The 15,774-nt window shown below is 31.7% G+C and carries 11 protein-coding genes; 8 read left to right on the forward strand and 3 right to left on the reverse strand.

All coding sequences use genetic code 11. The features are described from left to right. The first annotated feature begins 4 nt into the window (after positions 1-4). Both B4A23_RS02780 and B4A23_RS02785 read left to right on the forward strand, forming a co-directional pair. Positions 5-562: a hypothetical protein gene (locus B4A23_RS02780; protein WP_115000645.1), complete on the forward strand. Its 558-nt coding sequence runs from the start codon at positions 5-7 to the stop codon at positions 560-562. A gap of 1 nt (position 563) precedes the next feature. After that, positions 564-1,751: an aspartate aminotransferase family protein gene (locus tag B4A23_RS02785; protein ID WP_291116617.1), complete on the forward strand. Its 1,188-nt coding sequence runs from the start codon at positions 564-566 to the stop codon at positions 1,749-1,751. Between the two features lie 46 nt (positions 1,752-1,797). On the opposite strand, the gene B4A23_RS02790 is transcribed toward B4A23_RS02785, so the two are convergent. Then, positions 1,798-2,565, reverse strand: a complete 768-nt coding sequence (locus B4A23_RS02790) for a methyltransferase domain-containing protein (RefSeq protein ID WP_291116620.1) — start codon at positions 2,563-2,565, stop codon at positions 1,798-1,800. Between the two features lie 119 nt (positions 2,566-2,684). On the opposite strand from B4A23_RS02790, the gene B4A23_RS02795 reads away from it, so the two are divergent. The 5 genes from B4A23_RS02795 to B4A23_RS02815 all read left to right on the forward strand — a co-directional run bounded on the left by B4A23_RS02795 (position 2,685) and on the right by B4A23_RS02815 (position 10,081). Next, positions 2,685-3,599, forward strand: coding sequence for a helix-turn-helix domain-containing protein (locus tag B4A23_RS02795; RefSeq protein WP_291116623.1), 915 nt, complete (start codon positions 2,685-2,687; stop codon positions 3,597-3,599). Positions 3,600-3,686: 87 nt separating this feature from the next. Further along, on the forward strand, positions 3,687-4,901 hold the full coding sequence (locus B4A23_RS02800; RefSeq protein WP_291116626.1) for an MFS transporter: 1,215 nt from the start codon (positions 3,687-3,689) through the stop codon (positions 4,899-4,901). Between the two features lie 276 nt (positions 4,902-5,177). After that, on the forward strand, positions 5,178-8,270 hold the full coding sequence (locus B4A23_RS02805) for a TonB-dependent receptor (RefSeq protein ID WP_291116629.1): 3,093 nt from the start codon (positions 5,178-5,180) through the stop codon (positions 8,268-8,270). Positions 8,271-8,281: 11 nt separating this feature from the next. Further along, positions 8,282-9,142 (forward strand): glycerophosphodiester phosphodiesterase family protein, encoded by an 861-nt coding sequence (locus B4A23_RS02810; protein ID WP_291116632.1) that lies wholly within the window; start codon positions 8,282-8,284, stop codon positions 9,140-9,142. Between the two features lie 312 nt (positions 9,143-9,454). Continuing rightward, on the forward strand, positions 9,455-10,081 hold the full coding sequence (locus tag B4A23_RS02815) for a Type 1 glutamine amidotransferase-like domain-containing protein (RefSeq protein WP_291116635.1): 627 nt from the start codon (positions 9,455-9,457) through the stop codon (positions 10,079-10,081). 86 nt (positions 10,082-10,167) lie between these two features. Here the strand turns inward: B4A23_RS02815 and B4A23_RS02820 are convergent, their stop codons facing one another. Next, positions 10,168-11,217: a phytase gene (locus B4A23_RS02820; protein WP_291116638.1), complete on the reverse strand. Its 1,050-nt coding sequence runs from the start codon at positions 11,215-11,217 to the stop codon at positions 10,168-10,170. 6 nt (positions 11,218-11,223) lie between these two features. Beyond that, entirely contained in the window at positions 11,224-14,022 is a 2,799-nt protein-coding gene (locus tag B4A23_RS02825) for a TonB-dependent receptor (RefSeq protein WP_291116641.1), read from the reverse strand. A 217-nt stretch (positions 14,023-14,239) separates the two neighbouring features. Here B4A23_RS02825 and B4A23_RS02830 point away from each other — a divergent pair, with 217 nt between their 5' ends. Next, a complete protein-coding gene (locus tag B4A23_RS02830; protein ID WP_291116644.1) occupies positions 14,240-15,769 on the forward strand; it encodes a SulP family inorganic anion transporter in 1,530 nt (509 codons plus the stop codon). The last annotated feature ends 5 nt before the right edge of the window (positions 15,770-15,774 follow it).

Here is a 15,774-nt window from a genome sequence, read left to right on the forward strand (position 1 = left end):
ATAAATGAAAACTACATCTATCATATTATCTATTCTGCTATTGTCTAGTTGTTATACATACAAAGCTTTTGATCCTGAGGAGTATGCATTGGAAATGTCTAAAGGTAATAATCAAAATCAAACGACTAATTCTAATGAAAGAAGTCGTTCCAGAGCTGATATTGCTGAATTGAGAAGAGAACGTAAAAGTCCGAATGAAAATGCAATTAGTTCATCTCTTTCAGAAAGTAAAGAAGAATTAGCTGCATTAAAAGCAAAGAAACAAGAGAATAAAGAAGAGAAAGTAGCGATAGATCCTTCTACGATTAAAATTTCGGATGTTATCAAACCCGATCAATTTTATAAAGTAGATGCGCAAGGAAAAGAATATACAATAGAGGCGAAGCAATGGAAAGCTGATACTTTGTATGCTGTTGTAAAAGGAACAGAAAAAGAATTGAAGTTTCATAAAAATGATATTTCATCGTTCAAAATAAGAAAATTTTCGAAAGGTAAATCAGATGCTCTTACTGTTGCAGCGTATGCAATGGGCGGTGCAGCTGTACTTTTTTTATTAAAATAAAATGGGAACATTAAAGGAAGGATTTTTCAAATATCAGGCGCAAACAACAAATTTTGCATCTGGTTTTGAAGTCGATTACGCAAAAGGCTCTTATATCTATGGAAAGGATGGAAGAGCCTATCTTGATTTTGTGGCTGGCGTTTCGGTGAATACACTTGGACATAGCCATCCGCGCATCAATCAAGCGATTATAGATCAGGTAAACAAATATATGCATGTTGCTGTTTATGGTGAATATGCGCAAGAAAAACCAGTTGAATTATGTAAGCGATTGGTTGATTTAACACCAGAAGGATTGGATCAAGTTTATTTGGTAAATTCTGGAACAGAAGCGATCGAAGCTTCGCTTAAATTAGCGAAACGTTTTACAGGTCGTCGTCAATTAATTTCTTTTCGAAATGCCTATCATGGGAATACACATGGTTCGTTGAGTGTCTCGGGTGATGAACGTAAGAAAGCTGCTTTCCGACCATTGTTACCAGAAGTTTATTTTATTGACTTTAATAACGAAGAAGATTTACAAAAAATTACCAAAGAAACAGCTGGTGTTATTGTAGAAAGTATTCGTGGTGCTTCTGGTTTTAGATTGCCAGAAAATGATTTCTTTATCAAGCTGAAAAAACGTTGCGATGAAGTTGGTGCATTATTGATTATGGACGAAATTCAACCAGGTTTTGGACGTACTGGAAAATTGTTTGGTTTCGAACATTTTGGAGTTGTACCAGATATTGTAGCGATGGGAAAAGGCATGGCGAGTGGTTTGCCTGTTGGTGCGTTTATGACTTCTGATAAAATTATGAGTTCTCTTAAGCAGAATCCTCAATTGGGACATATCACAACTTTCGGTGGAAATCCTGTGATTGCAGCAGCGGCTTTGGAGCTACTAAATGTTATAGAAGATGAAAAATTGATGGATGATATTGATCGTAAAGAGCAATTATTCAGAGAAAATCTTCAACATCCAAAAATTAAGAAAATTCATGGTAAAGGTTTAATGCTTGCGCCAGAATTATCATCGCCAGAATATACGTTGCGCGTTCAGCAAGAATGTATGAACAGAGGTTTGATTCTTTTCTTTTTGATGTATAGTATCGAGAATTTACGAATTACACCACCAATTAATATTTCGGATGAAGATATTATCAAAGGTTGTAATATTTTAAAATCAGTATTAGACGATTTAGATTAAATTTTAATAAATAAAAAAGAGAATCAATTATGATTCTCTTTTTTATTTAGCTCTTTCTCCCATACAACAATATTCTCTTAAAGGAATAAATTGCAGGAAAATTCTTATAATATTTCTTAATTCTTGTTTTGAATTCTGTAGTAAATAATTCTTGTTGTTCTGTAGTTAAGCGCTCCATATAAGGAATCAATGCAGAACCAGAAATGAAATTATAAAATTCTGTTTCGTCATTTCCGTAAATTGGATAAACTTTCATGTTAATGTTCAAATCTTTCAATCCATTATCAAACATGATTTTCGCATAATCATCTATCGTTAACAAAGGCGAATCTCGATGAAAATTATTCAAATAATTTGCAAAAGGTTTTTCTTGTGCCAAATCACTCAAAATAACATTTAATACATTATCTTTTTGACAAGGCATTTGCACCGCAAATTGTCCATTATCATTCAGTTTTGAGATTAATGTGGGAAACAATTTTTCATGATTATCTGACCATTGTAACGCTGCATTACTAAAAATTAAATCCCAATTTGTATCAGAATTTGCAAATTCTTCAATCGTTTGTTGCTGAAATGTAAGATTGGCTAAATCAAATTCTTTTGACTTTTCGAGCATTTCTTTAGAAGAATCAATTCCTAAAAAATTAGCGTGTTCAAATTTATTGGCAAGAATAGCTGTTTGTTCACCAGTTCCACAACCAACATCGACGCAATTTTTCAAATTATCAGCAGAAATCAAATCCGCTAAATCATAAAAAGGTTGATAACGAATATTTTTGAATTGATTATAAATTTCGGGATTCCAAGGCATTTTTATTGAATTTTGAATGTGATTAAAGTTAATGAAATTTTATAATATTTATGATTAATATAGATTTTAACATGTAATTATTTTAAAATGTTGTTTATTTGAATTTTGTAAGAATAGAGATGAGCCAAGAATTAGAAACTATTGCAGATTATTATAATAAAATTAGTTTAAAACAAGCTGAGTTGATGAATTCTGCTAATTTTGAACACGATAAAGCGCATTTTAATATTTCTTTGCGCAAATATTGTAGTTTTAAAAGTCCATATAGTCGACGAGATTATTACAAAATTAGTCTGTTGATTGGCGAAGGAGTTTTTAAATATGGAAATAATGAACGGTATATTTCTAAGCCGGTTTTATTTCTTCCATCTCCTCATATTTCTTACACTTGGGAATGTAAATCAAGTTTACAAGAGGGTTATTTCTGTTTGTTCAATCAACAATTTTTTTCTGAAAATAAAGAGTTTGATGTCTTCAAAAAAACATCTTTGTTTAAAGATTGGAGTTCTCCATTCATTGAGATTTCGGAAGAACAATTACCTTTGATTTTGTCTTATTTTCAGGAAATGTATCGTCTTAATCAATCCAATTATCAATTGAGATATTTTAGTATTCGTAATCATTTATCTGCTATTTTTCATTATGTTTTAGAACAAAAAGTTGATGAAATACATGCGGTTGAATTGCCTTCAAATGTGAGATTGTATAAGAAGTTTGATGAATTATTAAACAAACAATTTCCGCTCGATTCGCCTGCTCATCCACTTATTTTGAAAACACCAGCTGATTTTGCAACGAAATTAAATATTCATGTAAATCATCTCAATTCATCGGTGAAATCTGTGACTAAACAAACAACAACACAGATTATTAAACAGAAAATTGTTGAAGAAGCCAAAAATTTGCTGTTGTATACTGATTGGGATATTGCGCAAGTTGGTTACACATTAGGTTTTGAAGAACCAGCACATTTTAATAATTTTTTTAAAAAACATACTTTAACTTCTCCATTAAAATTTAAACAAGAAAATTAATTTATTTGATTTTTGTAATTTTTTATTTGTCTTTTTTAATTCATCAATTTCACATTCATTTTACTTTTGCATCGTAAAAAATGATTTATGTTGAGAGAAGCATCAGAAAAAAGTAAAAAAATTGTAAGTATACTTGGTTTCTTTTCGATTCCAATTTCGGGATTTGTAACAGATATCTATTTGCCGTCATTTCCGTCGATGGCAAAATCGCTGATGGTTCCAGAAAGTAGTATTCAATTAACTTTGACTTGTTTTTTATTGAGTTACGGTTTATCCCAATTGTTTATTGGAAGTATTTTGGATGCAATTGGACGATATTATCCAAAAATTGTAGCATTATTTGTTGTACTAATCACAAGCTTGGTTATCGCGAGTACAGATAGTATTTTGTTGATTTGTTTTCTCCGAATTATTCAAGGAATTTCAGTTGCGATTATTGTCATTGCAACTCGAGCACTTTTTATCGATATTCATACATCAGAAAAGGCGAAACATTATTTAGGTTATTTTACAATTGTTTGGTCATGCGGACCTATTTTGGCGCCATTTTTAGGTGGATATTTAGAGAAATTATTCAATTGGCATGCAAATTTCTATTTTTTAGCTATTTATGCTGCTTTAATTTTAATTTTTGAATTGGTTTTTAGTGGGGAAAGTATTACTGAAAAAACTAAATTAAATTTAAAAAACGTCATCGATACTTATAGAATGATGCTTAAAAATCAATTCTTTATAGTTGGTATAATGATACAAGCTGTTGCTTATTCTATTGTGATGATTTTCAATATTATTGGTCCATTTTTAATTGAAAATACTTACCATTTTAATTCTGTTGTGATTGGTTATTCAACTTTAATTTTAGGTTTTTCGTGGATGATTGGCGGATTTGTCGGAAAGAAAAGAATGCATCTTGATTTTAAAGAAAGTATAGCTTTACCTATTATTGTTCAATTAATTTTGATTTCAATTTTGATTATCACAGGTTTCTTTGTTCAAAATCTATTTGTTTTATTATTTTTTGTGTTTTTCATTCATATTTGTTCAGGAATTTTATTCACATCCTTCTTTACTTCAAATATGATGGCTTTTCCCAAAAATGCTGGTGTTGCTGGTGGTTTGATGGGAGGAATGACATATATTATTACTTCGCTTACAAGTTTTATTATCTCAAGCACGGGTAAAGTTAATACTCAAAATGGATTAGCAATTCGATATTTTATCTTTTCATTTCTATTGTCTCTAATTATTTACTTTATGTATCGAATGAAAAAATCAGCTCGAAAAAAAGCTATAATCGTATAATTAAATTCGAGCATTTGCTCGGATTTTTTAACATATTATTTTCTTTAAATACTCTTTTAAATCTTAAAACTAAATTCTTAAGGTTTATTAAACGTTTAAATTTCTTGTAACTGTTAACTTTTTTATGACTTTTAGTTAAAGCTTTCTTAATTATTAAGTAACACCATATTGTGAGGTAAAAAATAATTTTGGGTTTCAAATAAAACATATACATGAAACTTAATTTATTTCAACTATCAGCAGTTGTTTTTGTGATGGGAGCAACTACTGCAGTTTATGCACAAGGGAGATTTAGCAGGTATATCGGGTAAAATTACTGATGCTAATGGTTCGGATTTGCACAATGTAACCATTGTTGTGAAAAATGAATCGACAGGATTTACAGCTTCTACGAAAACGAATGAAAAAGGAGAGTATAACTTAAAGCAGTTGCCATTAGGTTCTCCTTATACAGTTACTATTATTTCGGAAGAACATGGTGAGGAAATTTTAGAAGGATATAGTTTAAATCAAGGAGATTTAATTTGGGTTCCGTTCAAATTCACCAATGGAACAACTGAATTAAATGAAGTAATGGTAAGCGGACAAACCTTAAAAAGTTCTATCAAACAAGTTGGTGCGTCTACTTCTGTATCAGCAAAAGATTTACAAACTTTGCCTGTAAATGGGCGAAATTTCACTTCTTTAATTGATTTATCTCCGTTGAGCAATGGTACAAGTATTGGTGGTCAATTATCTTCATCTGTCGATTATACAATAGATGGAATGTCTAATAGAGGTACTATTGCAGGAGGTTCTACTTCGTCTTCTTATTCTATTTCGATGGAAGCAATTCGTGAGTTTAAAGTTGTAACAAATGAATATGATGTAACAAACGGTCGTGCTGGTGGAGGAACAATTAGTACTGTTACAAAATCTGGAACAAATAAAATGCAAGGAAGTGCTTTTTTGTATGGTCGTACAGATTGGCTTTCTAGTCCGTATGATATTCGTGGAAATAAAAGAGATAACGAGTTTTCTACTTATCAATATGGTTTTTCTTTGGGTGGACCAATTAAGAAAGATAAAGCACACTTTTTTGTTGCTTGGGATAGACAAGTTGATAAACGTCCATTATTCATTGCAAATATTAATAATGAAAGTGACGAAGCTTTATTTAATGTAACACAATCTACTTTAGATCAATTTTTGAGTATTGCGCGTGAAAAATATGGCGTTTCAAATAATCCTCAATTTGGATCATTTAACAAGAATAAAGATACAAATGCTGCATTTTTACGTTTAGATTGGCAGATTAATGCAAGAAATTTATTAACGCTTCGTAATAATTTTGTACACGAAAAAGATTTATTATCAGAAGGTGATAATACAACAATCAATATGTACGAATCGTATATTGATCGTAAGAAAACCGACAATAGTTTGATGTTATCGTTGAGAACTGATATTAATGATGATATTACAAATGAATTAAAAGTTCAGTATTTTTTAGAGAACCAATCTGTATTAGCATCAAAGGAATTACCAACTGAATCTATTCCGCGAGCAATTGTAGAAGGAATTAGTTCGACAATTAATGGTAAAAATCAGTTTACAAATATTCAGTTAGGTGGACAACGCTTTTCACCAGAATGGTTTAAAGGGGATGTGGTGCAATTGGTGAATAATATTTACATCAATCGAAATAATATCAAATATACTTTTGGTGGAGATTTCTCGTATTACAGAATGGTAAATGTGTATGGTAGTGAAATGAACGGACGTTTTTATTTTACTGGTATGGACAATTTCAAGAATATGACACCCTATCGTTATGCAAGAGAGATTAGATTAACGGACGATCCATCTACAGTTATTAATCAACTAAGTTCTGCTGTTTATGGACAAATGGAAACAGAAATTTCTCCAGGTTTAGACTTAATGGCTGGTTTGCGTGTAGAGAATATGCAATACTTGAATGGCGCAAATTACAATGAAATTGCTGATAAACAATTAGGTGTTAGAACAGATAATAAAATTAATACATGGCAAATTCAACCCCGTTTTCAATTGACTTGGGATATTAATCAAAATAGAAAAGATTTCGTGAAATTTGGTGGAGGTATTTTTGGTTCTTCACTTAATCCTTATTCTATGATTAATAATATGTTATTTGATGGAACAAAGGTTGCTGCTGTAGATATTGAAGGAGCTTTAGTGCCAACGCCAGATTTTATCGGTTATAGACAAAATCCTGATACTGCTCCAGGAAAAGATTTGTTCAATAATCCTAACATTGAGAAATTAATCACAATAAATGCGAATAGTAAAGATGCGAAAGTGCCAACTGTGTATAAATTAAATGCTTCTTATAACCATTTCTTTAGTGATCGTTTGCGTGTAGGAATTAGTGCTTATGCAAACTGGGCGCGTAATAACTACATGTATGTGGATCGTAATATGGTTGACGAACCTTTTTTTAGAATTGCGGAAGAAGCGAATCGTGGTGTTTATGTGCCTGCAGCGTCTATTAATACAAAAAATGGAGCAGCAAACTGGGTAAATGGTAGAAAAACGAAAGATTTAGGTCGCGTTTTAGAATTAATTAGTGATGGTAAAAAAGATCAATATGCATTTGTCTTAGATGGTACGTATCGTTATTTTAAGGATGGACAAATTTCAGTTTCATATACGTGGAACGATTCAAAAGATAACACTTCTTACAATGGTAATGTTACAAATACAGCAACTTTGAGTTTGATGGTTCCAGAAGATCCTCGAAACTTAAGTAAAATGAATTATTCTGATACTCATTTCCGTCATAAATTGGTTGTGTATGGACAATCACCAACTTTTTGGGGAATGACTGCTGGTATCCGTTTTAGTGGAATAGGAGGAACTCGTTATTCGTTGGCGGTGAATGGTAATATGAATGGAGATTTTGTGAATTCGAATGATTTAGCTTATATCTATGATCCAAATAGTGCTTCAACACCAGATTATCTAAAGAAAGGAATTCAAGCAATTTTAGATAATCCAGAAGTAGAAAATCATACAAAAGATTATATCCGCAAAAGTTTTGGAAAAATTGCTGAAAGAAATGGTGGTATTAATGGATTTGCAGGAACGTTTGATTTGCGTTTAACAAAGAAGTTCAATATTATCGAGAAACATAAATTTGAAGTTGGGTTAGATATTTTCAATGTTGCAAATTTATTAAGTAAAGATTGGGGTGTTGGTCCACGTATCGGAAAGCAAAATATTTATTCAATCAAAAGTTTTGATGCAACAGAGAAACATTTTGTATATAATGTAAATACCAATACAGGAAAAACAAATTATGCATTTAGTCCATATCAAATTCAGATAGGATTTAGATATAGTTTTTAATCATCATTTTCATGAAAAAAATAATTAGTTTATTGAGTGTTTTAGCTACAGTTACTGTGGCTAATGCTCAATTACACACGGTTGATATTAAGAATTTTGATGAGTTAAAATCATATTTCAAACAAGATCAAAATAAACCTATTATAATTTCGGGGCATAGAGGAGGAATAATGCCTGGTTATCCGGAAAATAGTATTGAGGCTTTCGAGAAAACCTTATCGATCATGCCTTCTTTTTTCGAAATTGATCCTCAACTTACAAAAGATTCTGTTCTTATTTTGATGCATGATGATACCTTCAATCGTACAACAAATTTACAAGGAAAGGTAAAAGATTATACCTATACTCAAATCAAAAATGCAAAATTAAAAGATAGGGAAGGAAAGTTGACAGATTTTAAAATTCCTACACTCAAAGAAGCTTTAGATTGGAGTCAAGGAAAAACTATTTTTCAATTGGATAATAAAGGTGTTCCGTATGCAACTTATGTGAAATTTCTGAAAGAAAATCCTTATCCTAATGTAGTTTTAGGTTTACGAAAAGATGAAGAGGTGGCTTATTATGCTAAACATCTTGATCATGTAATGTTTATGAAACCTTTTCATTCAATGAAAGATGTTGAAAGTTTTGAGAAACTAAATGTTTCGTATGACAGAATGATTGCTTGGATCGGATTGGAAGTGAAAGATGAACAAAAAGAAATGATTGCTTATTTGCGCAAAAAAGGCGTAATGGTGATGATTGCAATTGCGCCTTCTACAGATAAATTACCAACAGATTTAGAAAGGACAAGAGGTTATATTCAGCATTTAATTTCACGACCAGATATTATCGAAACAGATTATCCTTCACAATTTATTAACCGCAAATAATTTTTATTAAAATATTTAGCAAAATAGATCCGAGTAAGGGCTCGGATTTATTTTTTGAATTGTATTTTATAACGTTTTTTATTTAAATTAGTTATTAAGAAATATTTAAATCAATTAAACTCTAAATCAAACAATTTTAATTACTACAATTAATTTCTGATATGTCAAATACCAAAAGTAATAAAGTAATTAGCACAGCAATTGAATGACTTTCTGAATGATGTAATAAAGAGTTAGGTAGAAAGATAAATTTTTGTCACAAATATTTCTTTTTTCTCTAATTTAGAATAATCTAAAAATTTACAATATAAAATGAAATTCTATTTATCTTCATTCAAATTTGGAAATGATTATGAACAAATTCCAAAAATGCTCAATAAAGGGGCAAGAATTGGTCATATTAATAATTCACGAGATTGGATAGGAGTTAATATAGAAAACAAAGAAAAATCTCTTATTGAAGAAATGAAATTTTTAGAAAATTTAGGACTTTATTGTGAGCACTTGGATTTAAAAGAATACTTTGGGAAAGAGGATGAGTTGAGGTTGAAAATCTTGGAACTTGATGGTATTTGGGTTTGTGGTGGTAATACATTTGTTCTAAGACAAGCTATGAGATTGAGTGGTTTTGATAACATTTTTAAAGAAATAATAAATAGGAAAGATTTTTTCTGGGGTGGTTATAGCGCAGGGATTTGTATTCTTTGCGATTCTTTAAAGTATATCAAACAAGTAGATGATTATAATAATTTTCCTTACAAAGAGATAAATATTCCGATTTTTGAAGGATTGGGTGTTTTTGATTATGCATTATTACCTCATTATAGATCAGATCATGAAGAAAGTGAATTAATAGAAAAGGAAGTTGAGCTTTGTATAAAAAATAAATGGTTATTCAAAGCTATGCAAGATGGTGAAGTAATAATTTTTGAAACTTAATGAAGTTAAGATGTAATTAAATACAAAATATACAAAACCAAAAAATCCGAGCACTTACTCGGATTTTTTTATGCTTAAATATCTAATTATTTCGCTTGTTTATCAATTTCGTTTTGAATGATTTGCCAATCATAAATTTGAAATGTTTTTCCGTTGCTCATGGCAACAAAGAAACCTTTAGGAAATTTAGTTCCAAAATTGAAGTTTATTGCATCAGCTCCGTCACATTCGATAGTAGAAACTGGGATTTTAGCAATTAATTTATGTTCATTAGGATTTGAAGGTTCGCCTTGTCGTTTGTACACATTAAAATAATTTGCTTGTTGATCCGAAATCAAGATGTAACCATCTGTTGCATTGGTTTTGTAAATCGCAATTCCTTCATGATCGCGTTTAAAATCTTTTTGTCCAAAAAATGCAATTTCCTCGTTTCCTTTTTTTGGATCAGCATAATATTTTCTAATTCCAGCTGTTTCGTCAGCATAATAAATAAAGCCTAACTCTTCGTCAACTGCAATGGCTTCAATCTCTTTTTTACCCGAATAATTTCCAAACTTACGCACCAAAGTCGCTTCTATTTTTCCATTATTGTTTTCTAATGCATATTGATGTAGATATTCTCCGTTTGTACCATCTTTACGACCAACGATTGCGTAAAATTTATTGTCTTTGCTTTTGTATAAAGCAATTCCCATTGGGTCGCGTAATGTTTCGTCTTTGAAAACTTCGATTCCGCCATCATCAATCAATTTAAAATCAGGAAGAGAAACTATTCTAATTTTATTGTTTGCCCGTTCGGTAAGCACTGCAATGTCAACCTTTTTTCCATTAAGAGGAAAACCGTACATAACATCCACATTATTTGGACGATTAAGCGGAACGATTTGGTTTACGATTTTACCATTCAAATCATAGGCGTATAAACCGCCCGTTTCTTCTTGTTTATCTGTTCCAATAATTAATGATTTTTCAGGATTCTGATAATTGATCCAAATTGCAGGATCATCAGTATCATTTGGTGTTTGCTCTGTTGTAACAGTTGGTTTTACCGCATTTGTAGGAACTGGAGCCAGTTTAGAGGATTCACAAGAAAATAAAATAGTGAAGAGTGATAATGTGAAGAATATTTTTTTCATAATTGTTTAGAAATCAAATTTTAGACCTAAAGTAAAACGTGGTTGATAATATTCGAGTTGCATTGTTTGACTCGAAACTCCTTGGTAGTAGCGCAAAGGTTGATTTGTTAAATTGTTTGCTTCTGCAAAAATTCGCAATTGATTCGAGAATTTATATGACGCATTTGCATCCAAAAATAATTGTTTGTCATAATAACTATCCTCGAAAGCATTTCCTCCAATTTCGTCTAGATAAGCGGCTGTATAATTAACCGAAACACGTGCAGAAAACTTTTTGTTCTCAAATGCTAACGAACCATTAAACATATGCGGAGCTGTTTTTGGTAAATCAAGATCTTCTCTTAAATCACCATCTTCATTGGTAATTCCTTTCGCTTTCGAATCGGTGTATGTATAGTTAAGATAAATTCCCAAATGTTTGAAAAATTCACCTGGAATAAAATCTAATTGACGTTGAAAAGCTACTTCAAACCCAAATACATTCACGTGATCTCCATTTCTTGCTTGTGTCATTTTCCAGTTTTCTCCAGCAGGAACAGGATTTGCAATGTCAGGAAAAAGCGTTTGGAAATCATTTGTTGTAAATGTATTGTTTTTGTACGTATAGATAAAATCGTTTAACTTTTTGTAAAAGAATCCTCCCGAAACAATTCCAATATTCTCAAAATAATTTTCAGCCATCAAATCATAATTCATGGCGTAGGTCGCTTTCAGATTTGGATTACCAGCAAAAAGCTCTGTATCTTCTTTCAAAACACTTACAAAAGGTGCTAAACTATAATAATTTGGTCGTGCAATACTTGTTGTGAAAGCCGCTCTCAGAATAAAATCATTTGTAAATTTATGTTTCAAAGAAAGACTTGGTAAAACGTTTGTATAATCGTTTTTGTGTTTGATTTCTCCAATCAAATCTTCCTCGTCTTGCACATAATTCCCAGTATAATCTATCGAAGTATTTTCGATACGAACACCAACTATTAAAGATGTTTTAGATGATAAATCTTGATCCCAACGAATATATCCAGCCGAAATATATTCTTTCGCTTTGTAGTTAGAAGCAAGGTATTCAGAAGGTTCCAAGTTTGACTCGAATAGATTTGTATTGTTTAAATCTAAATTTCCCAATTGGTGATTTGAATAAAAATATCCTGCTTGATATTTTTTACCAGCATTGAAACGATTACTTGACCAGTTTACAGGATTTTGAGTACTCAAATTTCCCATTCCATCTATGCTCTCGTACGAATAGAAAATATTTTCGCGCTCTTTGTCTTTCAAACGAAGGCGACCGCCAAAACGTAAACGTCCTTTTTGATTTGAGATAACACTTAACGGAACTCTGAAATTAAGCTTTGCACCAAATTCTGTTTCATCTGTATAATCGTGCTGTTCTGATAACGAACCGACTTTGAATTTTGTCAAATCTTCTGCAGAAGTTGTCGTCACATTAGGGTATTTTGCATCAGATAAATCTTCATTAAACGTAACACCTTTTACACGATAATCAATGTAGCGCTCATTTGGTCTATCTTCGCTTGCTTTTGAGTAAGAAACCGCCCAATCCATATCGATTTTTGGTGATAATAAATGCTCTCCTCGCAACGAAACATTGTAAACGCGTTGATCTTCTAAACGCGCATTTTTATTGCGGTTATTATCAATTCCACCTTTTGTTTCGCGACGTATATTTCCTTTGTAAGTTCCTGTTTTTTCATCAAATTCTAAATCGCGATAAGTTACTCTATAACGGTTTTCTCGGTCGTCACGCCAATTGTAAATAGCAGAAAGATCAATTCTATTGTTTTCATTAAATTGATAATCTGCAGAAAATGAAGCACTTCTTCTTACACGTTGAATATCATATTTACGAATCTGAAATTGTGATAAATAGGTTTTATTTTCATCTTTATCCCAAACAGCTTCGATATTATCCGAACCAAAATTTTGAACTTGATAACTTCCAGAAACAACAACACCTAATTTCTTGTCAAAGAATCTATTTCCATATAAAAAAGCCGAATTATACAAGCCTTTTTCGCGAATTGGCGCATAACCACCAGAAGCCGTTACCGAAATGCGCTCTTTGTTTGGAACAGCTCGCGTAATTAAATTTACAGCTCCACCAATTGCGTCTGCATCCATATCTGGCGTCAAAGTTTTGTTCACCTCGATAGATGAAATCATCTCTGCAGGAATCAAATCCATTTGTACATTTCGGTTATCACCTTCGGCAGACGGAATACGATCTCCATTCAACATAACCGAATTTAACTCAGGTGATAAACCTCTAATGATAATGTTTCTGGCTTCACCTTGATCGTTTTGCATTGTTACTCCAGTCACACGTTTCAACGCATCACCGATGTTAGAATCAGGAAAACGACCAACTTGATCGGAAGAAATAATATTGGTAATATTTCCGTTATTTTTTTGTTGATTCAATGCTTTAGCTTGCCCTTTTAAATAATCTCCAACTACAACAACTTCATACAGTTCGTTGTAACCTGCATTTAAAGAAAAATCAATAACAGCCGTTTTATTTTCGGTAACTTCTATTTGCTTGGAAATGGTTTCGTATCCTAAATAATCAATATAAATGGTATAAACACCAGGTGTAAGATTTAGAAATTGATAATTACCATTTTGATCAGATACGGTATATTTATTCGAATTTTCGATGCGAATTGTAGCTCCAGGTAACGAAAATTGATCGTTAGAATCTACAACTTTTCCTGAAATAACACCACTTTGAGCCAAAACAAATGGACCTAAAATGAATAAGGAGAGTTTTAAAAGATGTTTCATGAGAAATTAATTTCCTCAAAAATACATTTGCTATATATCCTAATTGTTAAATATTTATTATGAAATATTTAACATTTGTAAAGTTGATTTAATTATCATTATGTTTTGATTTATTAATCACTTCAACCATCTAGTATGTAATTGGATATTTTATCTAGCTTTTTACTAATTTTAGATGCGCAGTAATTGTTACTTTTGCATCAAATAAAAACTTCTCATGTCGATTGCTGAATATTTAAAATTCAACCAAAAAATAAATTATAAAAACGAAATATTAGCTGGCTTAACTGTTGCCATGACAATGATTCCTGAATCGCTTTCGTTTGCAATTTTAGCTGGTTTATCACCTTTAATAGGTTTGTATGGTGCATTTATCATGGGAATCGTAACAGCTATTTTCGGAGGAAGACCAGCAATGGTTTCGGGTGGAGCAGGCGCTACCGTTATTACTTTAATTGCTTTGAATGCTACGTATGGTGAGCAATATATTTTTGCTGCGGTTGCTTTAGCAGGAGTTTTTCAGATAGTGGTTGGAGTTTTCAAATTAGGAAGATTTGTTCGTTTAATTCCTCAACCTGTGATGTATGGTTTTCTGAATGGTTTGGCTGTCGTTATTTTTTTGTCACAAATTGAGCAATTCAAATCAACTACAAACGGAATAACGAGTTGGTTGAGCGGTACACCTTTTTACACGATGGTAGGATTGACGCTAATTACAGTTCTGGTAGTTTATTTCTTTCCGAAATTAACGAAAATCATTCCAGCTTCTTTGGTTGCAATTCTTGTAACTTTTCTATTGGTAATTGGATTTAATGTTGATACAAAGACTGTTGGTGACATTGCGAGTATCAAAGGAGAATTACCAAGTTTTCATATTCCGAGTGTTCCTTTTAATTTAGAAACATTGAAAATTATTTTGCCTTATTCGATTATTATGGGGTCGGTTGGATTAATCGAAACTTTGCTAACGCTTACGTTGGTGGATGAGGTGACTGAAACGAAAGGTTCGTCGAATAAAGAATGTTTGGCGCAAGGTGCGGCAAATATTACAAACGGTTTTTTCGGTGGAATGGGAGGTTGCGCAATGATTGCTCAGACGTTTGTTAATTTAGATGCAGGATCTCGCTCGAGATTAGGACCAGCAATTGGCGCAATAACAATCTTGATTATTATTCTAATTGGCGCTCCAGTGATTGAGAAAATTCCAATGGCAGCACTTGTTGGTGTAATGATGATGGTGGCGATTTCGACTTTTAAATGGGGTTTTTTTAAATTAATAACAAAAATGCCAAAATCGGATGTATTTGTGAGTATTTTGGTGGCGATTATCACGATTGTGTTACATAATCTTGCTTTGGCTGTTTTTGTTGGTGTTATTGTTTCAGCATTGGTTTTTGCTTGGGATAATGCAAAACGTATTCGAGCACGAAAAACTGTGGATGAAAATGGACGAAAAATATACGAGATTTATGGACCTCTTTTCTTTGGTTCAACTTCTACTTTTTTAGAAAAATTTGAGATTAATTCTGATCCTAAAGAAATTGTTATAGATTTGAAAGAGAGTAGAATAGTTGATATGAGTGCAATTGAAGCTTTAAATATTATTACATCTAAATATGCACAACAAGATAAAATTGTAATTTTGCGACATTTGAGTAAAGATTCTATTCGATTATTAGAAAATGCAAAAAGCGTAATTGAAGTTAATATCGAAGAAGATCCGACTTACAATGTGATGCCAAAATAAAACAA

This window comes from Empedobacter sp. UBA7248 (genome assembly GCF_002472945.1).
GTDB lineage: Bacteria > Bacteroidota > Bacteroidia > Flavobacteriales > Weeksellaceae > Empedobacter > Empedobacter falsenii_C.

Excerpts from the sequence above, each read along its gene's own strand:
- B4A23_RS02780 (WP_115000645.1), top strand. The coding sequence starts at position 5 with ATGAAAACTACATCTATCATATTATCTATTCTGCTATTGTCTAGTTGT.
- B4A23_RS02785 (WP_291116617.1), top strand. The coding sequence starts at position 564 with ATGGGAACATTAAAGGAAGGATTTTTCAAATATCAGGCGCAAACAACA.
- B4A23_RS02790 (WP_291116620.1), bottom strand. The coding sequence starts at position 2,565 with ATGCCTTGGAATCCCGAAATTTATAATCAATTCAAAAATATTCGTTAT.
- B4A23_RS02795 (WP_291116623.1), top strand. The coding sequence starts at position 2,685 with ATGAGCCAAGAATTAGAAACTATTGCAGATTATTATAATAAAATTAGT.
- B4A23_RS02800 (WP_291116626.1), top strand. The coding sequence starts at position 3,687 with ATGTTGAGAGAAGCATCAGAAAAAAGTAAAAAAATTGTAAGTATACTT.
- B4A23_RS02805 (WP_291116629.1), top strand. The coding sequence starts at position 5,178 with ATGCACAAGGGAGATTTAGCAGGTATATCGGGTAAAATTACTGATGCT.
- B4A23_RS02810 (WP_291116632.1), top strand. The coding sequence starts at position 8,282 with ATGAAAAAAATAATTAGTTTATTGAGTGTTTTAGCTACAGTTACTGTG.
- B4A23_RS02815 (WP_291116635.1), top strand. The coding sequence starts at position 9,455 with ATGAAATTCTATTTATCTTCATTCAAATTTGGAAATGATTATGAACAA.
- B4A23_RS02820 (WP_291116638.1), bottom strand. The coding sequence starts at position 11,217 with ATGAAAAAAATATTCTTCACATTATCACTCTTCACTATTTTATTTTCT.
- B4A23_RS02825 (WP_291116641.1), bottom strand. The coding sequence starts at position 14,022 with ATGAAACATCTTTTAAAACTCTCCTTATTCATTTTAGGTCCATTTGTT.
- B4A23_RS02830 (WP_291116644.1), top strand. The coding sequence starts at position 14,240 with ATGTCGATTGCTGAATATTTAAAATTCAACCAAAAAATAAATTATAAA.